Source organism: Paraburkholderia kirstenboschensis (assembly GCF_032806925.1).
GTDB classification, from domain to species: domain Bacteria; phylum Pseudomonadota; class Gammaproteobacteria; order Burkholderiales; family Burkholderiaceae; genus Paraburkholderia; species Paraburkholderia kirstenboschensis.
Genome location: NZ_CP136513.1, coordinates 1434415 through 1457314, shown reverse-complemented (window position 1 = coordinate 1457314; position 22900 = coordinate 1434415). Strand labels below are relative to the sequence as shown.

General features: G+C 62.8%; 19 protein-coding genes. 8 read left to right on the top strand and 11 right to left on the bottom strand.

From position 1 onward, the window contains the following. Positions 1–436 precede the first annotated feature (436 nt). The 6 genes from tssF to tssG are packed head-to-tail and all read left to right on the top strand — an operon-like array spanning position 437 to position 7832. A complete protein-coding gene (gene tssF, locus RW095_RS29170; protein WP_317022218.1) occupies positions 437–2374 on the top strand; it encodes a type VI secretion system baseplate subunit TssF in 1938 nt (645 codons plus the stop codon). Between the two features lie 13 nt (positions 2375–2387). Continuing rightward, positions 2388–5042 carry a type VI secretion system Vgr family protein gene (locus RW095_RS29165; protein ID WP_317022217.1) on the top strand — a complete coding sequence of 885 codons (2655 nt, stop codon included), beginning with the start codon at positions 2388–2390 and terminating at the stop codon, positions 5040–5042. Between the two features lie 10 nt (positions 5043–5052). Further along, the gene (locus RW095_RS29160; RefSeq protein WP_317022216.1) at positions 5053–6033 is read left to right on the top strand and encodes a 3D domain-containing protein; all 981 of its coding nucleotides are present in this window, start codon (positions 5053–5055) and stop codon (positions 6031–6033) included. A gap of 6 nt (positions 6034–6039) precedes the next feature. Next, positions 6040–6501, top strand: coding sequence for a hypothetical protein (locus RW095_RS29155; RefSeq protein WP_317022215.1), 462 nt, complete (start codon positions 6040–6042; stop codon positions 6499–6501). Continuing rightward, positions 6494–6745 (top strand): PAAR domain-containing protein, encoded by a 252-nt coding sequence (locus RW095_RS29150; RefSeq protein ID WP_317022214.1) that lies wholly within the window; start codon positions 6494–6496, stop codon positions 6743–6745. Before RW095_RS29155 ends, RW095_RS29150 begins: the two co-directional genes overlap by 8 nt. Positions 6746–6764: 19 nt before the next feature. After that, positions 6765–7832 (top strand): type VI secretion system baseplate subunit TssG, encoded by a 1068-nt coding sequence (tssG, locus tag RW095_RS29145; RefSeq protein WP_317022213.1) that lies wholly within the window; start codon positions 6765–6767, stop codon positions 7830–7832. A 169-nt stretch (positions 7833–8001) separates the two neighbouring features. Here the strand turns inward: tssG and RW095_RS29140 are convergent, their stop codons facing one another. From RW095_RS29140 to RW095_RS29130, 3 genes are read right to left on the bottom strand one after another with little or no spacing between them, the layout of a single operon-like run. Beyond that, entirely contained in the window at positions 8002–9582 is a 1581-nt protein-coding gene (locus tag RW095_RS29140; RefSeq protein ID WP_317022212.1) for an efflux transporter outer membrane subunit, read from the bottom strand. A gap of 2 nt (positions 9583–9584) precedes the next feature. After that, the gene (locus RW095_RS29135; RefSeq protein ID WP_317022211.1) at positions 9585–12716 is read right to left on the bottom strand and encodes an efflux RND transporter permease subunit; all 3132 of its coding nucleotides are present in this window, start codon (positions 12714–12716) and stop codon (positions 9585–9587) included. After that, on the bottom strand, positions 12713–13876 hold the full coding sequence (locus tag RW095_RS29130) for an efflux RND transporter periplasmic adaptor subunit (protein WP_317022210.1): 1164 nt from the start codon (positions 13874–13876) through the stop codon (positions 12713–12715). The genes RW095_RS29135 and RW095_RS29130 overlap by 4 nt, the downstream gene beginning before the upstream one ends. A gap of 218 nt (positions 13877–14094) precedes the next feature. Here RW095_RS29130 and RW095_RS29125 point away from each other — a divergent pair, with 218 nt between their 5' ends. Further along, positions 14095–14712 carry a TetR/AcrR family transcriptional regulator gene (locus tag RW095_RS29125; protein ID WP_128595226.1) on the top strand — a complete coding sequence of 206 codons (618 nt, stop codon included), beginning with the start codon at positions 14095–14097 and terminating at the stop codon, positions 14710–14712. A gap of 52 nt (positions 14713–14764) precedes the next feature. Here RW095_RS29125 and RW095_RS29120 read toward each other — a convergent pair whose 3' ends face one another. Then, positions 14765–14977 (bottom strand): hypothetical protein, encoded by a 213-nt coding sequence (locus RW095_RS29120; RefSeq protein ID WP_128595225.1) that lies wholly within the window; start codon positions 14975–14977, stop codon positions 14765–14767. Positions 14978–15250: 273 nt separating this feature from the next. Here RW095_RS29120 and RW095_RS29115 point away from each other — a divergent pair, with 273 nt between their 5' ends. After that, positions 15251–16264, top strand: a complete 1014-nt coding sequence (locus tag RW095_RS29115; RefSeq protein ID WP_317022209.1) for a LysR family transcriptional regulator — start codon at positions 15251–15253, stop codon at positions 16262–16264. Positions 16265–16277: 13 nt separating this feature from the next. Here the strand turns inward: RW095_RS29115 and RW095_RS29110 are convergent, their stop codons facing one another. From RW095_RS29110 to RW095_RS29080, 7 genes are all read right to left on the bottom strand, one after another. After that, complete coding sequence (locus RW095_RS29110; RefSeq protein WP_317022208.1) at positions 16278–16667, bottom strand: cupin domain-containing protein; 390 nt, start codon at positions 16665–16667, stop codon at positions 16278–16280. 123 nt (positions 16668–16790) lie between these two features. Next, a complete protein-coding gene (locus RW095_RS29105; RefSeq protein WP_317022207.1) occupies positions 16791–17699 on the bottom strand; it encodes an AraC family transcriptional regulator in 909 nt (302 codons plus the stop codon). Beyond that, positions 17696–17926 (bottom strand): DUF2795 domain-containing protein, encoded by a 231-nt coding sequence (locus RW095_RS29100; RefSeq protein ID WP_128589134.1) that lies wholly within the window; start codon positions 17924–17926, stop codon positions 17696–17698. Before RW095_RS29100 ends, RW095_RS29105 begins: the two co-directional genes overlap by 4 nt. Positions 17927–18284: 358 nt before the next feature. Beyond that, positions 18285–18539, bottom strand: a complete 255-nt coding sequence (locus RW095_RS29095; protein ID WP_317022206.1) for a hypothetical protein — start codon at positions 18537–18539, stop codon at positions 18285–18287. Positions 18540–18777: 238 nt separating this feature from the next. Then, complete coding sequence (locus RW095_RS29090) at positions 18778–20115, bottom strand: C45 family autoproteolytic acyltransferase/hydolase (protein ID WP_128589138.1); 1338 nt, start codon at positions 20113–20115, stop codon at positions 18778–18780. A 148-nt stretch (positions 20116–20263) separates the two neighbouring features. After that, on the bottom strand, positions 20264–21997 hold the full coding sequence (locus RW095_RS29085; protein ID WP_317022716.1) for a ClcB-like voltage-gated chloride channel protein: 1734 nt from the start codon (positions 21995–21997) through the stop codon (positions 20264–20266). A gap of 112 nt (positions 21998–22109) precedes the next feature. After that, complete coding sequence (locus RW095_RS29080; RefSeq protein WP_317022205.1) at positions 22110–22847, bottom strand: glutathione S-transferase; 738 nt, start codon at positions 22845–22847, stop codon at positions 22110–22112. Positions 22848–22900: the final 53 nt, after the last annotated feature.

The window sequence follows — 22900 nt, the reverse complement described above, 5'->3', positions numbered from 1 at the left end:
TGTCCTCGGGTTATCAACAAGGCTGTGAACAGTTTCTGTGGATAAGCCGCAGCGGAATATGCAAGTGGTGACGTCGCACGTGTCAAGCGGCGGCGCTTTGCTGAACTCGGCAAGGAGATCGCACGTGCGTGGCAATTCGGCCCGCCTCGCGCGGGCTTTTTCTTTGCACCGTTGAACCACCTCTTCCCTCGAGGCCAATACTTCTGGCCGACGCGCGCAGCGCCACATATCAATCTGAATTTTCCGCATGCTTTTCCGCGTCATTCCTGCAGGAATGACGGCTTGGTCTGATACCCGGATCACTCCGGCCTCCTCACAATCAGGAGACACGAATCAGGCAACGGACGGTTATGGCGATGAACGACGCGTACCGCAGGGACCCGACAGGGCGGGCGAGGCAAATCGGCCCCATGGCCGCACATCTCCGCCGCACTGGATGCGCACCGTCAGGCTCGTCCGCGTAAGGCACGGCGTGGACCCGCAACTGATCGAGTATTACCAGCGCGAACTGTTCTACATGCGCGAACTTGCCGCCGAATTTGCACAGGCACATCCAAAGATCGCGCGCCGCCTCGGCATGCAGGCCGGCGAGATCGGGGACGTGTATGTCGAGCGGCTGATCGAGGCGTTCGCCCTGACGGCCGGGCGTTCGCAGATGCGCATCGACCGCATGACCGAGGCGTTCACGCGGCGCCTGCTCGAATGCGTGAATCCTAACTACGTGACGCTGCTACCTTCGTTGGCGGTTGCGCGATTCTTTCCCGACCCTGAGGCCACCCACAACCCGTACGGTCAGACATTGCCGCGCGGCACGCGGATCATGTCCCGAAAGGCCGTCGAAGGCCGCACTGTGTGCGAGTTCCGCTCCAGCCAGCCCGTCACGATCTGGCCGCTTGCGCTCACCCACGCACGCTGGACGGGCATTCCTCCTGATCTGTTCTCGCTGCACCGCTACGTGGACGATGCGCGGCAGGTACGTGGCGCACTGCGCCTGCGGCTTCGCACGATCGACGGCGCGAGCATCGGGAGTCTGCAGGGGCTGGACCGCCTGCCGATCTACCTGTGCGGTGAGCCGCGCATGGCCTCGCACCTGTTCGAACTGATTCACACCAGCGTCGTGGGAATGGTGATGGGTGTGCCTGGCGGGTTCGATACAGAAGAACTGCACGGCATGAAGCTCGCCGGCAGGCTGCCGATGGGCGTGGACTACGAGGGGCTTGAGCCGGAACAGAGCCTGCTGCGACCGGCGTCCCGGGCGCTGCATGGGCACACGCTCGTGCACGAATACTTCGCGCAACCACAACGGTTCTGGTTTTTCGCCCTGACGGGGCTTGCGGCGGGTCTTCAGACCATCTCCGGTCCCGAGGTCGAGATAGTGCTGCTGCTCACACGCGAGGTTGCCGCGCTCGACCAGCAGGTCGATGCATCGCACATGGCACTTTTCTGTACGCCGATCGCTAACCTGTATCCGGTCAGGACCGGAAGGCTCCACCTCGACGCTGACGCGCGCGAGCACCGGCTCGTGCCCTACGTGACGGCGCCCGACGACCATGAAGTTCATTCGCTGGAGCTTGCGAAGGGACAGGTGGACGAAGAGTCGGAGGAGATCGCTTTCCAGCCGCTCGACATCGCGATACCTGACGATGAGCAAGGCGATGAGCGTTACTTCACGCTGCGCCGCGAACTGGATGAACCAGCCGGCCGTGCGCGTCGTTACGGCACCCGCCAGCGCTTTGTCCGCACCCACGTGTTGCTGTCGTTGCTGGACCACGACCACCGGCCGGATCAGACCGGCATCCGCTATCTGACGCTCGATGCATGGCTCACCAATGCGGACCTGCCTTGTCTCGCGCCGTGCAACGGCGTCAATGATCTGTTGGTGAGGGGCGCGAAAGGCGTGGCCAGTGCCGGATTCGTCCGTGCCCCCACGCCTCCCAGGCCACCGCTCGCGCATGGCGACACTGCGTGGGAACTGGTGCGCCAGTTGCATCTGGAGCTGGAGGTCTTTGACAGCAACTTCGATGAAAGGCGTCCTGGCGAAGGGCTGCGCATGATGCTGCAGCCATACCTCGGCGCGGGTGACACGGCGCTCGCGCGCCAGCTCGACAGCCTCATCGGTGCCACGGCGGAGCCGGTGTATGGCATGCACCGCCAGGCGGGCGAACTGCAGCTTGCCCGCGGCATGAAGATCACGCTGACCTTTGACGAGAGTGGCCTTGACGGCATGTCGCCGTTCACATTCGCGCTCGCGCTCGAACGGTATGTGACGCGCCATGTGTCTACGCATTCCTTTACGCAGACTGTGCTGTGCACGAAGCAGCGCGGCGCTGTTTTCACTTTTCCCACACGGGATGGCACGCGTGGCATTTTCTGATGGAGGTTCACCGATGGTTTGGAACACGCAGAGCCGCGTGCTGGAGGTGACGGGCGACGCGCTGCCGCAACACTGCGGGCAGCCGGTCTTCGTGGCTGCGCGCCTGCGCGGCACCGAGAAGCTTGGACGGCTCTACGACTACGAGGTGGACGTCTCGACCATCGAGGCGAACGGCCTGTACGTGTCGACCATGCACGAGGTGGTGGACGTGAACCGGCTGGTCGGCAGGAAGATGACGGTGAAGATCGCGCTTGAAGGTAGCGGCACATGGGCTTCGGGCGCCACGGGAGAAGCCGGGACAATGGGCACCAGTGCCGACGTGCGGGAGATCACCGGTGTGATCGCTGCGGCGAAGTGCATGGGGGCGGATGACCGGCGTGTGTTCTACCGTTTCCGTCTGCGCCCGTGGCTGTGGCTCGCAACGCTGAACCGGGAAAACCGGGCGTTCATGGACATGTCCGTTGAGGAAATTTCACGTGCGGTGCTGGAGAAGTATCCATATCCGGTGCAATGGCAGTTGGGCGGCCCCGGCTACGGTCGCAAGGTGTACCCGAAGCGCGACTATCAGCGGCAGTTCTGGGAATCGGACTGGGATTATCTGGACCGGCTGTGGCAGGAGTGGGGCATCACCTTCCACTTTGACGGTATCACGCTCGTGCTGCGCGATAACGCAAGTTTCAGGAGACACGGCCCCGCGTACCGCACGATCCGCTATCTGGACCGGGACGGCCAGCGCATCGACGAGGAGCATATTCACCGGCTTGCCATGTCGCGGGCACTGACCACCGGCAAGGTGGCGGTGATCGACTACGACTACACGCAGGCGCTGACGAAGTTCGACCGGAACATCGCCATCCATCGCGAGGCGACGTTCGACAACGCCGAGGAATACACCTGGGCCGATTACGCGCAGCCGCTTCAGGGAGCAATGGGCCTGGCGGGCGATCATAACGACGACGAATTCGAGGCCGATACCCTCGCGCGCGTGCGGGTCGATGCCTACCGCTGCAAGTCGCTGCGTATCAGGGGCGAAGGCAACCTGCGGGGGTTGACGACCGGGCGCACGTTCTTCCTCGAAGGATATCCATTCGAGCCGGTGAACGCCGAATACCTGGTGACGGGCACGAAGATCGAGATCGTGAACAACGATACGGTCACGCTGGGTGGTGCGACGACGCGCGGGTACAGATGCCAGACGAAGTTCACCGCGCAGCCGGCCAATGAGGTGTACCGCACGCCACTGAAGGCGAAGAAGCCGCGTGCTTTCGCGGAGACGGCGATTGTTTGCGGTCATGACCAGACGCGCGGGGTGTTCACCGATGCGATGGCGCGACTGAAGCTGTGGTTCACCTGGGACCGGGTGGGCGAAAAGAACGGGGACGCGACGTGCTGGGTGCCGCTGGCGCAGGCGTGGCAGGGCCTGCATTATGGGGCGCTGTGGATTCCGCGTGTGCGCGATCACGTCTACGTGGGATACGTCAATTCGGACCCGGACCGGCCATTCGTGCTGTCGAGCTTCAACACGGACAGCAACCCGTTGCCGTGGGATCTGGTGGCGAACCAGTCGCTCTCGGGCTGGCGCAGCCAGGAACTCGCCGCGCCGTGGCGCGCGTCTAACATGGTGGTGACCGACGACACGCCCGGCAAGCTTCAGGTTCAGATGGCGAGCGATCATGCGAACTCGCGCATCGTGGCCGGCTACAACGTGCGCATCAACGGAGACAAGGGCCGTCAGGAGGCACGCGGCGAGGGCATCGAGATTGCGACTGACGCGCATGCGGTGATGCGGGCGCCGGGCATGCTGCTCACAACGGAGGCCCGTGAGGGCGCGTCGGCCCCCATGAAAGATATGACTGAGACGGTGCAACGGCTTACAGCAGCCGGTGAATTGCAAGGAAGCCTCTTGGAGCAGGCGCAATTTCACGAGGCACAGCAGTCTGGGAGCGATCAATCTGAGATCGCAGATGCGTTGAAGGCTCAAAACGATTCCATTCGTGGCGGCGCGAAGACAGCCGACAATCAGTTTCCGGAGCTGTCGGAACCGCAACTTGTACTGGCAAGTGCCACCAGCATAGCCCTGACAGCAGAGCAGAGCACACACATCGCGAGCAACGAGCACTTGGCACTAACAACAGGCATGAGCGTTGGTATTGCGGCAGGCAGGTCACTCCTTGCTTCAGTGCGGGAGCGATTCAGCGTCTTTGTTCAGCATATGGGTATCACGTTGATCGCTGCCGCCGGGAAGATATTGCTACAAGCGAAGACCGACGGCATCAATCTGCTTGCACAAAAGGTTATCGAGATCATTAGTGAGCAGGGTTCAATTAACTTGAAAACTCCCAATGAGATCACACTAAATGCGGGCGGAACACAATTAACTCTCAATGAAAGAGGAATATTTATACATACTAAAGGCCGGTGCCTTATTCATTGTGCCGATTTCGACACTTCCAGCCCGGAGGATAAGCCTCTTAATCTGCCAGGAAAACCGCATGACGAGCAATTTACACTTGTGAATAAGGCAACGGGTGAGCCGTTGTCTAACGTAAAGTACAAGATTTTTAGGGACTCGGGCGAAGTGGTTGAGGGTGTTACAGACCTTGCCGGAAAGACCGCGCGGATTATAACAAACGGCGCTGAACGGCTGATTGTTCATTTGGTTCACTAAGGAAAATTATATGGCTGACATTCAGTCCGCGCCGACCGGCTCACTGTCGCCCGTATCCTCCCAGGACGCGGTTTCTTCCACCGCCGTTGGATCGGCTGTTTCTAATTCTCACCCTACGTCAAACGTTACGGTGCCCATTGCCGATACGGCGCTAAGTTGGGAAATTCAGAACAATATATATGGAGACTCTTTGCCAATTATCCCGTCTGCATCTAGTGTGCAGGGCGGAAAGATTTTATATCTTCTGAAAATAAAAATAACGCTCAAGCAAGTGTCGGGCGGCAATCTGGTTGTTGGGAAAGCCGTGTCGATCCGGAGTAACCGTAGCGGAGATGCTGTGAGCTTAAGTTCCTCAATAAGTGCCGCTGATGGGACGATTCTAATCACGCTCAAAAGCAGGAATGCTGGTGATCTTCGCCTCTCCGTCGAAAATTCTGATATTTCTGCAGTGCCACTTGCCATTCGTTTGAAGGACGCATGGTATGAGGGTACGTTTCTTATTACCGGATACAACGTCTGCAATGAATCGGACTTTGGCGGCGATATGACTGATGCTCACGGACTGGGCGACCAGCATAGATATAATTTTCTGTATGGTGCTTCCGGTGTCATCATGCAAGGGACGGGACAAGCGTTAAACGGGCGTTATGTACGATTTGTGAGCATGTCGACAACATGGCATTTAAACAGCCATGGACATCGCGACCATATTCAAGATCCTGCACAAGTCACGTTTGCATACACGGACAGCGTTCAAGGCGCTTTTGGACCGGTGACGGAAAATCATTCAATAGCAGTAGACGGGAATGTGATTCTGCCGCGCGCCCATGTCAACATTGATGGTGTAGGAGATCGATATGCAGATGACCGCGGTAGCGCAATAGTTGGACGCCATATCGATAATTTTCTAGGAGCCGGCGCTAGTGTCGTGCAGACGTGGCTGCACGGCGGCGTAAATGGGACCCAGCGTCGCGTTAAATACATTGGATGATAATTGATGAAAAATTTAAAGAAATTTTCGATGATCTTGTTGTTGTCGGCTTCGTATGCCGCGAATTGTTTTGCTGATGGTTCGGTTAATTTTGAACAACAAGTCCTTCCGATCATCAATCAGCGTCCTTTTTTTGCGGATTTTCTTCGCCAAATCTTTGAGTTTGATAAAGATGCAGTTGGGGTGACCATTGGGTCCAATGTAAGCAAGGGATTGGGATTGACGAGGATTGGTCCGTACCGAGTATGCGCAAAGCTCCGCGGCGTACTTCAAAGCGACCCTTGCCCAATGCAGATGGTGGTAGATACAGATACGCATTTTTTTGACAAAAACGGAAAGGAGGTAGACGGGCCAGAAGGCGCGCAATCCGTTAGGGAGAATTTTTACGCAATCGAAGTGGACCCGCCACCGAATCAAACGCCGATGAGTAGGCCTGATACTAGCGGTTCCGGGGGCAAGCGTGATTGATTTGATTCGACTCGGCGATACCACAGATCACGGTGGTGAAGTTGTCACGGCATCGAACAGGATGAGATTACGAGGGACACCGGTCGCTCGCATTGGGGATCAGGTGAGATGTCCACAGCATCCAGATACCAGTCCAAACTTCATCATTGAGGGAGACCAAAGCTTCAAGGATTGTGGCATTCCAGTCGCGCGCCAAGGCCACCGCACCACATGCGGATGCACCCTGATATCGAGCCTCAGATGACTCACGGCGAGGTACTCTGATGGACCCCACATTACCCAACGTTGCGATCTCAGCAGAACTGATCGAAACCTTGCGGTCTACGCCGTGGCGTTACGGTTTCTTCGCGCTGATGCGCCGCATTAACGCGGATCCCGCCATTGATCCGGTCGGCAGCGCGCTGTTGCCAGCGGCTGAGCCCTTTCGCACTGGCCAGAAACCGAGCCTGATATTCGCCCCGAGCGAGATTGCGGAAGCCAGACTGGAAAACGGCAGGCTGCATATCCGGCTCTTTGGCCTCGGCATGCTGGGCCCCAATGGTCCGCTGCCGATCCACGTCACGGAGATTGCACGCGAGCGCGAAGAACAGCGCCGGGATCCGACGCTCAGCAATTTCCTCGACATCTTCCATCACCGCTCGCTCACGCTGCTTTACCGCGCGTGGGCGTCCGCACAGTCGGTGGCGAGTCTGGACCGCCCAGATCATGACCGGTTCTCGTTTTATGTTGCCGCGCTTTCCGGCTATGCGCAGCGGCGTGATCGGCCCCGACCACTGCCCGCACATGCACGCCTGTCATTGGCACCGCACCTCGTTCGAGAGGGCAGAACGCCGGACGGACTGCGTGACTCCGTCGCGCATCATTTCGGCGTGCCGGTGCGTATCAGCGAATATGCCGACCACTGGATCGTGCTGCCGCCTGAACTGCACTGCAAGGCAGGCGGACAGCGCATGTCGGCCTGCCTCGGCGGGGGAGCGCTGCTGGGTGAACAGGTGCCCGACCGGCGATACCGGTTCTGCATCGTGATCGGCCCGCTGAACATCGGGACATACCACCGCTTCACGCCCCGGGGCGCTGACCTGCTGCGGCTCATCCAGTGGGTGCGGGCGTACGTCGGCCGGGAATATGAGTGGGACCTGGAGTTGCAGATCAAGCCGCAATGCGCTCCACCTGCGACGCTGGGCGATTCCTCTCAGCTTGGCTGGTCGGGCTGGCTCGGTGAGTCGCCCCCAAGCGAGCCGGTCATCGGCATGCGCTTCGTACCGGAGCAGTATATGGACCAGCTGATGCGCACGGCGATTGAGCCGGAAACGAGGGAAGGTGGCGAATGAAGAGCCTGCAGGAGCGCTTCTCATCCTATCGACCAAAAACACCAGTCTCTACCACGTATGCTTCATTCCACACCGCCGCCCATAACACGAGCCGGCTCAACGAGTTAGCCTGCTTGTCAGAAAGTTTTCAACAGCCTGTTCAACATCAACTGGGGATAAGTTCGGCCCGTCAATCCGGATTACCAGGTTCGGCCTCGGACCCGTGCGCCGTTGCCTTTGATGCTGTCTGCGCAGTTATCCCTGAACTCCCCTGCGAACCCGCCGCCTCGACGGGCGGGTTCCCCATCGCCTGAAACAGCGCCGCCGTGTCCGTCAGGCGCGCGCTCGTGTAGCGAATCTCGTCGAGCTGCGCGTTGCGAAACTGCTGCTCGCTCGTGCGCGTCGACGATACCGGTACGGCGCCAAGCCGATAGCGGCCCGAGGTTTCATCGAAGATTCCCTGAGCGGAACGCGCCGCGGTATTCGCGGCCTCCAGCGCCTGCGCGTCGTGTTCGAGCGCGGCCAGCGTGTCGGCGACATTCTGGAACGCGGCAAGCACGGTCTGCTTGTATTGCGACACCGTGGCCTCGTAGGTGTTCATGGCCGCGCGGCGCTGTGCCACCAGCGCGCCGCCGTGAAATAAAGGCTGCGATAAAGACGCGCCGATGCTCCAGATGGCGCCCGCGCCGGAGAGCGCGACGGGCCAGCTGAAGCCGCCTTGTCCCATCGATGCGCTCAACGACAGGCTCGGGTACATCTGCGCGGTCGCCACGCCGACATCGGCGGCCGCAGCTTTCAGCGCGGCGTCGGCAGCTTGAATGTCAGGCCGTGCACGCAACAGTTCGCTCGGCACCACCACAGGCACCTGCTCAGGCAGATGCAAGCCCGCGAGTTCGAGATCGGCTGGCGCGGCGTCCGGTGTGCGACCGAGCAGCACGGCCAACGCATGACGTGTGGTTTGCCATTGCTGCCTCAACCCTGGCAGGCTCGCGGACAAGCTCGCCGCACTTTGTTGCGCGCTCAACTGATCGGCGTGCGACACGGCGCCCAGCGCATAGCGTCGTTGCGTGTCGCGCGCCTGATCGTCGGCAAGCGTCACGAGCCTTTCGGTGGTGTCGATCTGCGCGCGCAACGCGGCGCTCGTGATCGCGGCGCTCACGATGTTCGCGGCGAGCGCGCGCCGGGCAGCGTCCAACTGATACGCCTGCACGTTCACGCGCGCGGCCAGCGCGGCGTCGGCGAGGCGAGCGGCGCCAAACAGGTCGATCGTGTAATGCGCCTGCAATTGGCCGACGAAGATGTTGTACAGAAACGTGTTAGGGCCGATCTCAGGAATCGCGAGCGCGCGATTGCGCGTCGCCTGGCCGCCTGCGTCGATGGTGGGCAGCATCGAACTGCCGATTTGCCCGCGCAGCTGTTCGCGCGCGGCGGCGAGACTCTGCTCGGTCGCGGCGAGGGTCGGGCTATTGCGCAGCCCTTCGTCGACGAGCGCATTCAGCGCGTCCGATCGATACAGCTTCCACCATTCGGGCACCGGCTTTGCCCCGACCACGAACTGCTGCGCGACGCCTTGCGCCGGGACCGTCTGCGCCGGTTGCGCCTCGCTGCCGTAGTGGACTGGCTGTGGCATCGCCGGCGGCTCGCCGTTGGGCCCGAACGAACAGGCCGCAAGCGCAAAAGCGGAGCCCGCGAGCGCAACGGCCGACGGCAGTTGTGCCGCCTTCAAACCGCCGAAGCATCGAACGACGCAGGAATGTGCGAAGTGGATCATGCTCAATTCCCCGTATGCGCCGCGCCGGACGCGGACGGCGTTTGCGGCTCGCGCTCGTCGTTGCGTACTCTGAACGACATGGCGTAAAGAGCCGGCAGATAGAACAAGGTAAGGACGGTCGCGCTCGTGATGCCGCCCATCAGCGCGGTCGCCATCGGACCAAAGAAGTTGGAGCGCAGGAGCGGAATCAGCGCAAGGACGGCGGCTGCGGCGGTCAGCGTGATCGGACGGAAACGCCGCACCGTTGCGCCGACGATCGCATCGAAACGCTTATGCCCGGAAGCAATGTCCTGCTCGATCTGGTCGACCAGAATGACCGAATTGCGCATGATGATGCCGAACATCGCGATCACGCCGAGCATGGCGACGAAGCCGAACGGCTGGCCGAACAGCAGCAGCGTGAAGACGACGCCGATCAGACCGAGCGGCGCGGTGAGCACCACCATCAGCACGCGCGCGAAGCTCTGCAACTGAACCATCAGCAGCGTCAGCACGGCGATGATCATGATCGGCATCTGCGCATTGATCGACGTCTGGCCTTTGCCGCTTTCCTCGACAGAACCGCCTATCTCGATGCGGTAACCGACGGGCAAGCTCACACGAATCGGACCGAGCGCCTTGTCGACAGCATGCGTGACGTCGATGCCTTGCGCGCCCGGCGCCACATCCGACTGCACCGTGATAGTCGGCTGCCGGTCGCGCTCCCAGATCACGCCGTATTCGAGATCGTTGCGCAAATGCCCGAGCGTGCCGAGCGGCACGGCGCCGTTCGGCGTCGGCATGGCCAGCGTGACGAGCTTCGCCGGATCCACACGCTCCGCTTTCGGCGCGCGCAAATCGACGCTGATCAGCTTGTCGCGCTCGCGATATTGGGTGACGGTATAGCCCGATAGTGTCATCGCGAGGAAGCTCGAAATGTCGTCGGAGCTCACGCCGAGTTCGCGAGCTTTCTTCTGGTCGACTTCGAAGCGTACCGAGCGCTCGGCCGGCTCGTCCCAATCGAACTGCACATTGCGCGTGCCGCGGTCGGCGCGCAGCGTTGCGGCGACGCGTTCCGCGATCGAGCGCACGGTCGCAATGTCGTCGCCGCTCACGCGGAACTGCACCGGATAACCGACGGGCGGCCCGTTTTCGAGGCGCGACAGGCGCGTGCGGATGGCAGGGAAGTTGTTGCGCAATTCGGGTTCGAGCCATTGCGCGAGTTTCTCGCGGTCCTTCACGGACTTCGCGGTAATCACGAACTGCGCGAAATTCGGCTGGGTCAATTGCTGGTCGAGCGGCAGGTAAAAACGCGGCGCACCGGTGCCGACGAAATCCACCGTGTGATCGATTTCAGGGCGGCCCACCAGCGCTTTCTCGAGCCGCTGCGCCTCGCGCAATGTGGCATTGAACGAGGCGCCCTCGGGCAGCCGCACGTCGACCAGCAATTCAGGCCGGTCGGAACTCGGGAAGAACTGTTGCGGCACGAGCGTGAAGCCCGCCATCGCCAGCACGAACAGCACGACGGTGATGGCGAGCACGACAAAACGCCGCTCGATACACCAGCCGATCCAGCCACGCAGACGCGAGTAGAAGCGCGTGTCGTAAATGTCGTGCTCGTGGTCGTCGGCTTCGTGCGCCGCGCGCTTACGCTCGGGCAGCAGGTGATAACCGAGCAGCGGAATCAGCACGACGGCTGCGAGCCACGACGCAATCAACGCGATGGCCGAGACTTCGAAGATCGAGCGCGTGTACTCGCCTGTGCTCGACTTGGCCAATGCAATCGGCAGAAAACCGGAGACGGTGACGAGCGTGCCGGTCAGCATCGGAAACGCGGTACTGGTGTAGGCAAACGCCGCGGCACGCGTACGGCTCCAGCCTTGTTCGAGTTTCACCGCCATCATTTCGACAGCGATGATCGCGTCGTCGACCAGCAAGCCGAGCGCGAGCACGAGCGTGCCGAGCGACACCTTGTGCAGTCCGATGTCGAACACGTACATGCACAGCGCGGTGACCGCGAGCACGACCGGAATCGAGATCACCACCACCATGCCGGTGCGCACGCCGAGCGACACGAGACTCACCACGAGCACGATTGCGACGGCTTCGGCCACGGCTTCCAGAAAGTCGTCGACGGAATGCGCGACCGCGTGCGGCATGCTCGACACTTCGGTCAGTTGCAAGCCGACGGGCAAAGCCTTGCGCAGGCGGACCATTTCCGCGTCGAGCGCCTTGCCGAGACGAATCACGTCGCCGCCCGACTGCATCGTCACGCCGATGCCGAGCACCGCCTTGCCGCCCGCGCGCATTTGCGTGACGACCGGATCGTCGTAGCCGCGCTTGATCGTCGCGATATCGCCGAGGCGGAACGAACGGCCGTTGATGCGAATGAGCGTGTCGGCGAGCGCGGCGACGTCCTTGAACTGGCCGGTTGGGCGCACGAACACGCGGTCGTCCGTCGTGGTCAGCGTACCGGCTTGCGACACGGCGTTCTGCGAGTTGATCGCCTGGCCGAGCTGCTGGGGCGAAATGCCGAGACGCGTCAACTGCGTATTCGTTATTTCGATGTAGATGTGCTGATCCGGATCGCCGAAATAATCGACCTTGGCAACGCCGGGCACGCGCAGCAGAACAGTGCGCAACTGATCCGCGTAGTCGTGCAGTTGCGCGGGGGAAAAGCCGTCGCCTTCGAGCGTGTAGATGCTGGTGTAGACGTCGCCGAATTCGTCGTTGAAAAACGGCCCCTGAACGCCTTGCGGCAAGGTCGCCGCGATATCGCCGACTTTCTTGCGCACCTGATACCAGGTTTGGGGCACGTCCTTCACCGGCGCCGAGTCTTTCATCGTGAAGAACATCAGCGACTCGCCTGGGCGCGAGTAACTGCGCACGAAGTCTATCGCGGGCGTCTCCTGCAACTTGCGGCCGATGCGGTCCGTGACCTGTTCCTGCACCTGCCGCGCGGTCGCGCCGGGCCAGAAGGTGCGGATCACCATGACGCGGAACGTGAAGGGCGGGTCTTCGGATTGCGCGAGGCGAGTGTAGGCGAGGACGCCGAATGCGGTGGAGAGCGCGATCAGGAAGACGACCAGCGCCTGATGGCGCAACGCCCACGCGGACAGGTTGAAGCGTCCTTCTTCGTCATGCGTGGTGCTCATGAAGCGAAGTCCTCGGGATGCAGCGGTGCGATCGCGCGGACTTTCTCGCCGGCGCTCACGGTGTGCACGCCTTGCAGCACGACACGCTCGCCATCTTTGAGGCCCTGGCTGACGACGATTGTGCGTTCGTTATAACGCGCGACGGTGACGCGGCGCAGTTCGAGCATGCTATCCGCGGCACGCACGACCCACACAGCCGGCTGCGTGCCGTCGTGGAAGAGCGCAGTGGCCGGCAACACGATAAAGCCGTGCTGGCCTTGCGCGCCGCTCGCCGACCACGGAGCTGGCGCGGACAGTGCGATGTCCGCGGTCATGCCGAGGCGCACGGCGGGTCCGGGATTGCCGAGCGTGAGTTTCGCGCGATAAGTGCGGCTTTGAGGATCGGCGGCGGGCGAGAGCTCGCGCACACGCGCCGTGAACGTGCGCCCCGGCAGCGCGCCGAGCGTGACGTTTGCCGTCTGTCCGAGCGCAAGCCCGGCGAGCGCGCTTTCCGGCACGTCGCAGACCACGTCGACTTCGCCGCTCCATGCGAGGTTGTAGACCGCCTGGCCTGCCGACACGTTCTGGCCCGTGTCGGCCTGCTCCGCGGTGATCACGCCGGCGTGATCGGCCACGAGGGTGGTGTATTGCAACTGGTCTTTCGACAAAGCCGCCTGCTGCGCCGCCTGATCGCGCTGCGCGGCAGCCGATGCGTACGCGTTCGTGGTCTGCTCGAGCTGTGCCGGTGCGATCAGATTTTCTTTTGCCTGCGCCTGATCGCGGTCGAGCTGCTGTTTCGCGTACTTATAGCTGTGCTCGGCGGCGGCCAGTTGAGCCTGCGCGCTGGCTGCGTTCTTCTGCGCATCCGCTGGGTCGAGCCGCGCGACGATCTGGCCGTTCCTCACGACGTCGCCAAGACGCACGCGCCGCTCGACGATCTTGCCGCCGACGCGAAACGACAGCGGCGTCGAATAGCGCGCCTGCACTTCGCCGGGCAGCGACGTCACGGGCGCGGTATTGCCGTCCGCATGAACCGCAACGGCTACGACCGGACGCGGCTCGGGCGCGCGCGGCTCCTTCTTCGAACATGCGTTCAACGCGACGACGCCTGCGAAAGCAAGCGCGAGCGCGGCGCTGCGCAGATGCCATGGCCGCGCGAGACGATGGGACTGCTCGCGCATCGCAGACGATGCGGGAAAATCGGGACGCTTCACAATTACCCCAACAGGAGACAGCGAACGAACACGGCAAGCCGCAGCGGCTCGCCAGCGAAGAGCGCATGCCGGTTCATGCAAATGGCATACGAATCTGACTTCCAATGATGATGCGAATTCTAATACACACCTGTATCTGAATGTCGAAGTGAATTGGAATTCTTTTAGGTGCTAGACTCTCGCCCATGAAACGGCAACGATTGACACGCGAGCAAAGCAAAGACCAGACACGTCAGCGTCTGCTCGACGCTGCGCAAGCAATTTTTATGAAGAAGGGCTTTGTCGCGGCGAGTGTCGAAGACATTGCCGGGGCGGCGGGCTATACGCGTGGCGCGTTTTATTCGAATTTCCGCAGCAAGAACGAGTTGTTTCTCGAGCTACTGCGGCGCGACCACGAAACCATGCAGGCGGGATTGCGGGCCATTTTCGAAAACGCGGCCACGCGGGAAGAGATGGAAGAGCGCGTGATGCGCTACTACAGCAACCTGCATCGTGAGAACAAATGCTTTTTGCTGTGGGTGGAGGCCAAGCTTCTTGCGGCGCGCGACGGCCGCTTCAGGCTGCGTTTCAACGCGTTCCTGCACGAGAAGCTCGAACAACTGGCCGCCTATGTCCGCGAATTTTCGGCGCGGGTCGGCACGCCGATGCTGTTGCCGCCCGAGATGCTGGCCATGGGCCTGATGGGTTTGTGCGACGGTGTGCAGTTCTTCTATACCGTCGATCCGCAGAATGTGCCGAGTGAAATGGCTGAAGCGGTGCTGGCGGGATTCTTTTCGCGCGTGGTGTTCGGACGCAGCGCGTGACACCGAGGGGCGACCGGTCCGGCCACCCCTCGCACCAGGCAACGACGTCGAATCAGTTCGTTGCGAGTTGCGTGCAGCTATCTGCGACAGGGCTCGCGCACACGAACGAATACTCGCCGCTGTAACGCAAAACTTCCTCGCCCGCATGCAGGACGACCTGGATATCCGGGCAGCGCTCATAAGCGATGAAAGCCGAGCAGGCCGCGGCGGACCAGCAGACCAAAGAAAACGCGATTTTTTCGAAAAGTTGGAAACGATGTGGCATGGCAGTTGGCTAGCGGTATAGCGATGAATTTCTTCCGGTCGCCATCTTACCAGTGACTAAGGGTTTCTACCTAGCCAAAACCCGCAATAATGGGTGAAACAGTGGTGCGCGCGCATCGGTAAAGCTGACGCGATTGTCACGTGCAGGTCAGGGTTGGGACAGGTCGGGTCGATACAATCGATTTGTTGGGCAAATCCGCGCGAGCCTTGCCGCGCGGGGTGATACAGGCGGCAACGCTGCGCCGGCCCGGCATCTCGAGGCAGGAGTCGTCCCATGAACCAATTGCAGTCGATGCGCGTGTTCGTCAAGGTGGCGGACCTCGGCAGTTTCGTTCGCGCGGCAGGCGCGCTGGATCTTTCCACCGCTGTCGTCACCCGCCATGTGGCGGATCTGGAGGCGCGTCTCGGCACCCGCCTGCTAAATCGCACCACTCGTCGTCTTTCGCTGACCGAAGCGGGCACGACTTATCTGGAGCGCGTGCGCCACATTCTCGACGACCTCGACGGCGTCGAGCAGATGGTGGTGGCGCGTCATCACGAACCGGTCGGCACGCTGCGCATCGTCGCGCCGGTCGTCTTCGGTCTGCAGAGCCTCGCGCCGGCGGTCCAGTCGTACGCCGCGCGCTATCCCGAGGTGGTGCCCGACGTGACGCTCGCCGACCGTCACGCCGATCTGGTCGAAGAAGGCTTCGACGTCGGCATTCTGGCCGGGCGCCCGGGGCGCAGCGCGAGCATCGTCACGCGGCGGCTGACCACCTGTCAGCAGACGGTCTGCGCGACGCCTGCCTACCTCGCCCAGCACGGCACGCCGACGCGGCCCGAAGATCTGCTGGGTCATCCGTGCCTGAGCCGGCCGCCCGAGCAGGGCGGCGAGGAGCGTGTGTTCAGCGGGCCGGAAGGGCTCGTGCGCGTGAGGCCCGCGAACGCGATTGCCGCGAACAATAGCGAGATGCTGCGGCAATTCGCGCTGCTCGGCATGGGCGTCGCTATTCTGCCGAGCTATCTGATCGGGCGCGACCTCGCGTTCGGACGGCTCGTGGAACTGCTCGGCGACTACCGTCTGCCGGAGATCGAAATCACGATCGCTTATCCAAGCCGCCTGCACTTGCCCGCTAAGGTGCGCACTTTCGTCGATCACCTCGTCGAGCATTTCCAGTCGGATGCGACGGCGCCCGCGCGCGATTCGCGACGCGCGAAGCCCGCGCGCCCGATTGCAGGTTCGGCGGGCTGTCAGCCGTGGCCGCGCCCGGCCGCGAAGGCGCCGCTGTCTGCGCCATTGCCTGCATAGCGGCGGCTCGCGGTTAAATCCACAGGTCGTTGGCGGCCGTGCGTTCGTTGGTTTCGTCGCCGGTATTTTTGACGCCGCGAGGCTCGATCAGCAGCAGCTTGACCTCGAGTTCGGCGAACGGCTTGTGCTCGGTGCCTTTCGGCACGACGAACATTTCGCCCGCCGACAGCATCACGAAGCCGTCGCGCATGTCGATGCGCAACTGGCCGTCCAGCACGATGAAGGTTTCGTCCGTGTCCGCGTGCTGGTGCCACATGAAATCGCCCTCGATGCGCACGACCTTGAACTGGTAGTCGTTCATCTCCGCGACGACCCGCGCTTGCCACTGATCGCTGAACAACGCGAGTTTTTCAGCGAAATTGATCGCGCGGTAGGTTTGCTGGGGGGCCTGAATATCCGACATGCTGTGCTCCTTCTCCAAGATGAGTGACGTCTCTCGAAGGAGCGTACTGCGCGAGGTGCCGGTGGGTCTTGAACGTTTGTGGGCGGGCGCCGTGCGCGAAACGCGGCGCTTTCGCTTTCGCGCCTAACGGATGGCTGGCGATGTAGTCCCGAGCATCTTGAGCCACTGTGCGGGCGCCACGCCCCATGCGCGCTTGAAGTGCCGCGTCATATGACTCTGATCGGAGAAGCCGCTCGCGGCGGAGGCGTCGGCGAGCGGCATGCCGGCCGGCGCGAGTTGGCGCACCAGATCGAGACGCCGCATGGTGAGGTAACGGTGCGGGCTGGTGCCGAACACCGCGCGGAAATCGTGCGACAGGCTCCAGCGATCGCGTCCCGCGGCCGCCGCGAGTTCGTCGAGCGTCACCGTGTGTTCCAGCGAGGCCAGCAGATACTCTCGGGCCCGGCGGGCGGCGGCGTAATCCACCGGGCGGCGCGCGGGCCGCGCGCCCGCTGCCGCGCCGAGCGCCGTGGCCAGTTCGTAGAGCCCGTCGTCCTGTTCCAACGGGTCCATCGCGCGATCCATGCTGCGCAGCAGGTTTTCCGTGGCCGCGAAAAGACGCGGGTCGTTCGACAAGCCGCCGTGCACGAAGGGCAGGGGCTTGCCGCCGAGCGCCTGCTGGAAAAGAGCCGGGTCGACATAAACCATGCGGTAGCGAAAACCTTCGCCGGTGCCGGCCTGGCCGTCGTGCGGTTCATCTGGATGCAGCACCATCGTGCCGCCGGGCAAACTGTGGCGCAGGCTGCCGCGATAGCGGAAGCTTTGCACGCCGGCTAGCGTGCGGCCGATCGCGTAGGTGTCGTGGCGGTGCATCGCGTAACCGGCGCCGTGAAAAAACGCTTCGATCCGCTCGACGCCGCCTGCGCCGTGTATGTCGCCGCGGTCCACGGTGCCGGCCGTGCCGCAGGATTGCGGCGAGCGATAGATCCAGTCCGCGCCACGCTGTTCCAGCGGTGCGAGCAGGCGCCGGGGCGCCTCCGCGTGCTCGCTCACGCGCTCAGACCCGGCCCGTAATTGCCGCCGATCAGCTGCGTGACCGACGCGACGTCCGCGTAATCCTGCTCGGGCAGGCCGTCGAGCATCGACAGGACCTCGTTGCTCGCGCCGGCTTCGCGCGCGGCGTCGACGAGAGCGTCCTTGTTGGCGGGGAAGTGGACGTCGCTGAGCACGTCGGAGATCTGCAAGTCGATGGATTCCCCGGGGATGGACGATGTCGTCATGCAAGCTCCTGTTGGTGCGGTTGGGATGGATCGGTGCCGCTTGATTGTCGTTTGGCTGTCGTTTGGCGCCGTGTTCGGTTGCCGCTTGATTGCGTTCGATCGGCGCCTATCGGCGCTTATTGTCGCCTGATGCGCGTAACTGCCGCTGGTTGCTGTTTCAAAGCCTGGAATGGTCGCCTCGTCCCGACTTCGTTGCCGCTCGTCGGGGCGCTCGGAGGCTGTCAGAGCTCGTCGCGCAGGACCGGCAAGTGCCGCTAGTCGAGCTTAGTCGCGCCGGGTTCCGCCTGGTCGCACCTGGTCACGGTTCTTCGCGGTTCCTCGCGATCAACCGGAAACCGCCACACGGCAAGCGCCGCTCTCAGGTCTGCAGCCGCTCGCTTTGCGCCGCGAAGCCCCGTTCGGGATGTCGCGACTTCGGCAAGACGATATGCTGCCATTCCTGTGGACGATTCTCGTCGGTGACCGCCACCTCCGGCGCAGGAGGGGCGACTGGCGCGGCGTTGGCGCTTTCGGCAAGGGCGTTCGCAGTCGTGCCGTCCTGCGCCGTATGAACCGGCGCGGCGAAGCACGAAGCGGACAGCGTCACCATGGTCAACAGTGTCGAGGTTTTCATGCCCGACCTCCTAAGCTCATGCGGCGCTAACGGTTGAGCAATTGCTGTGCCGACCACGCGTCGAAAGGAAGGCGCAAGCCGCGCATGGCCCGGGCTTGCCGGCCGCGCGCTTCGTCATGCCCGACGCGCAAATTCTGCAACGCGCGCTTCGTGACCACTCATTGTAGATCGCCGATGATGGCGCGGGAATGGCAGCCCAATTGCGGATTCGCCCCGAGGCTCCCAAGCCGCGCCCCAGCTAGCGCAACACCTCGAAGCGCGTCCACGGCCATGAAGGCCGGTCCCGCATGTAGCCGTTCAGCCAGTTCCACTGCGGATGCCGTTTCATGAACGCCTGGGCGTCGAACGGCCGCCCGCACGGATGACCCCAGCGCGCGGCGAACGCCATTTCGCGCGCCATCTCGCTGTCGACCACCTTGCCGTCGTTCGCGCCCCACGGGTTGAAAGGCCCGTGATCCGAGCCGCCAAAGCGCGCGTCGTCCAGTTCGAGATGCCCGCAGATCGTGCGCGAACAGGGGTTGTCGCTGCGATCCAGATAGACGTCGTGATGATCCGCGATCATCGTCCTGGCGAGTTCCACGTCGATTTTGCCGCGGTGCATTTCCTCCAGCTGCATAAAGCGCAGGCGCCGCGCGCCATTCTTGCGCACGTCCGTATAGTCCTCGCCTTCGCCGATGCATTCCTGATTGCGGATCTTCAGATCGGTCGCCGTGTTGTAGCCGCTGTAGAAACCGTTCCTTGTGCTTTCGAAGCCGGAATAGTGCAGCCCCAGTTCGTAACGAGCGATCTCGCCGGTCTTGGTGTCGCCCAGCAGCCAGCTGTTCGCGTAGCCGCCGTTGTTCGCAATCGAAAACATCTCGCACCACTCGCCAATGCTGTTCGCGTACTGCGACGCCCGCCGCGAGCGGTAGAACTCGGGCGCGCCCGCCGCGTTGTAGCCGACGAAGTTCGATATCGTGGTTTCGGTCACCATCAATCCGGCAGCCGTCACCCAGAAATCGGTGAGGCTCGAAATGCATCCCGGCACGCCCTGCATGAGAATCCGGTTGCCCTGATCCGGCACGATGTCGAACACGACATTGAACGCGTCGCCGGCGGCATAGCGGTCCCATGAGTTGTGCGCCATCACGATGCGGCCGTCGCGCGTCGCATTGCCCGTTGCGATAAACGCGCTGCAATGATGTCCGCGCCGGCCGCGCCACGGTTTGAGTCCGAGGCTCGGTTTCTGCTCGGCCGCGTGCGCGGGCCACCAGCTTTGGAGTAGATCCATGTAGCCGTTCCACGCCAGCACTTCGGCGAACGGCAGCTGTGCGCCGTCGGCGATGCCCTGGATTTCGTCGGCGAATTCGGTGTCGAGCTTGTTGGCGAACTGGGAGACGGCGGCTTCGACGAAGGTGTCGAAATCTTCTCCGGTGTCCCACTTCGCGAGGTAGCGGGCGGTTCGGATCGCGTTGCGAATTTCCGCGGCAAGCAACTGGCCGTGCTGTTCGCCGCGATCGTACGGCTCGCCTTCGATATGCAGGAAAATCCAGCCCGCCTGGTCGCGGCGTACGGCGTCGAGGGACGGTTCGCTCATCTTCGCTCCGATCGGATGGCGGGCGTCTCGGCGCGCCCGTCCTCGCGTAACCCGCACTGCGGCGCGTGGCCGCAGCGTCTTCCCATTGTAGAGAATCTGCCGTGCTTTGCATGGCGCGACACGCGCGCCGTGCCCGCGCCGACCGGCTTCAGCGCGTCGGATTCATGCGGAAATACGCGTCGAGCAGCGACGTTTTATAGACCACGCCCGCGAGGCGCGGATGTGCGGCGCTTTCGACGACCGGCAGCCGCTCGCCCTGGAAAGCCATGAAGTGCTGCAGCGCGACGCCGAGCGGCATGTCCGGCGTGAGCACGTCGAAATGCGGCTGAAGATAGTCCGCGGCCGTTCGTGTCGAGGTATCGCGCTTGTCGAGCAGATCGGAGGTGATGTCCTTCAATGCGACCACGCCCAGAAACGCACCGGATTCGTTGGCCACATACAGATATTTCACCGGATATTCGAGGAACACGCGCGTCATGTCGTGCACGGTCGCATTCGGCGGCACGACGGTTTGCGCGGGACGGATCAGCTCGCGCATCTGCGTGGCGCGCAGGCGGGTGCGTTCCAGTTCTTCCTGATTGCGGCGCAGCGTGATTTCATACATCGACGTCTTGCCGATCGCGCGCGACACGAAATACGCAACGACGCACGACAACATCAGCGGCAGCACGACCTGGTAGCTGAGCGTCATCTCGAAGATCATCAGGATCGCCATCAGCGGCGCCTGTGTGGCGCCGGCGAGAAACGCGCCCATGCCGACCATTGCATAGGCGAACGGCGCCGAGGTGCCGTGCGGCCACAGCGCGTGCATGCCCTGGCCGAATAGCGAGCCGACCACCGCGCCGACGAAAAGCGTCGGCGTGAACACGCCGCCTACAGCGCCGGAGCCCGCGGTGGCCGCCGTTGCCACCAGCTTGAACACCAGCACGACGACGAGCGCGGTCCACGTCCACGGCGAGTGCAGCACGGAGTTGACGACGCTGTAGCCGTTGCCCCACACCTCCGGCGTCCAGACCGACAGAATGCCGACGACAAGTCCGCCAAGCGCGAGCCGCGCGGGCAGCGGCAACGGCAGCTTGCGAAACAATGCCTTCGAGCCGTCGAGCAGCCGCAAAAACTGCGGCGCCGCCGCGCCGCACAGCAGACCGAGCGCGACGAACAGCAGCACTTCGATGCCCGCCACCGGCGGAAACACCGGCATTTCGTACGGTGGCTTGTAACCAGCGAATTCGCGCATGGTGATATTGGCGACGACGGCCGCGACCACCACCGGCCCGAAACTCTCCATCGCGATGGAGCCGAGCACGATTTCGGTGACGAAGAACGCGCCCGCGATCGGCGCGTTATACGCCGATGTTATGCCCGCCGCCGCGCCGCACGCGACCAGCAGGCGCAGCCGCGGCGGATCGAAGTGGACCCAGCGTCCGATCAGCGAGGCGGCAAGCGCGGCAAGCTGCACCATCGGACCTTCACGGCCAATCGAACCGCCGCTCGAGATCGTGAACAGCGACGAGAGGCTGCGCCACAGGCTCAGCTTCACGGGCACGACGCCGTCGCCGATCGCCACCGCCTCCATGTAGTCCACGTGATTGCATTTGTCGGCGTGACGCTGGGCGATCAGCAGCAGGAAACCGGCTACGAGCCCGCCCGCCGCCGGCAGCCAGATCCGCACCGTCCACGGGAGGCTGCGCGCCATTTCCACGAAGCTGCCGGACTTGCCGGCCACCAACAGTTGCAGCAACTCGATGCCCTGGCGGAACGCGATCGTCGCAAAGGCGCCCGCGACGCCTACGACCACCGACCAGACCAGCATCGTATGGGCGTCCGAGAGACGGAAAAGGTCATGGGCGCGGGTGCGCAGCTTCAGCAGGAATGAGAGCACGTCGGCGGTACGGGGCGTGAGAGAAGTTAGAAAAGCGCGCACGACAACAGCAGCGCGCCCGCTGGAAGAAGCGGGCGCGCTGCCGGGCATGAACGGGGAATCACGGCGCGGGTCAAGCCGCCGCCTTGTCGAGTTCGGGATAGTGCCTGAAGATGCACGCCTCGTTATGCGCGAGGCGGCGCTCCGATTGCAGATAGGCGGCGATGTTCGGCCGCTCCTTCACGGCCGCGTGCAATGCGGCGAGCCGCGGGTAGTGCTCGCCGAAGCGCTTCAGCGCGCGGGGGAACGCATAAAGCAGTCCGTCGATCAGCTGGAACATGGACAGGTCGACGTAGGTCAGCGAGTCGCCCACCATGAAGGTGTCGCCGGCGGGATTCTGCTTCAGCACGCGCTCGAAATACTTCATGAACTTCGGAATCCGGTTATCGATGAAGTCGTGCGCACGCACCTTCGCGGCGTCTTTCTGATCTTCGTAATAGAGGTTGCTTGCGAGCGGATGATGCGTGTCGTGCGCCTCGGTGACCACGTCGGCGATCGTCAATTGCAAGCCGTTTGCCACGTAGCGCAGGCTGTCCACGGAGGGCGCCAGGTTCAGGCGCGGGCCGAGATAGAACAGGATGTTCGCGGTCTGCGAGATCACCAGATCGCCGTCTTTCAGGAACGGCGGCGCAAACGGCGGGTACGGTTCGTCCTTGCTCTTCATCACCGCCATCATCGCGCCGGTGCCGAGGCCCTCGGAAGCATCGCCGCGCGCCACTTCTACATAGTCGGCGCCGGCTTCTTCCAGCGCCAGCCGCACAAATTCGCCACGGCCTTGCAGGCCGTCCCAGTAGTAAAGTTCCAGGCTCATCGATTGGTCCTCATTCCGGTTGCATGAACGCTCGTTCAACGCGACGCGCAGGG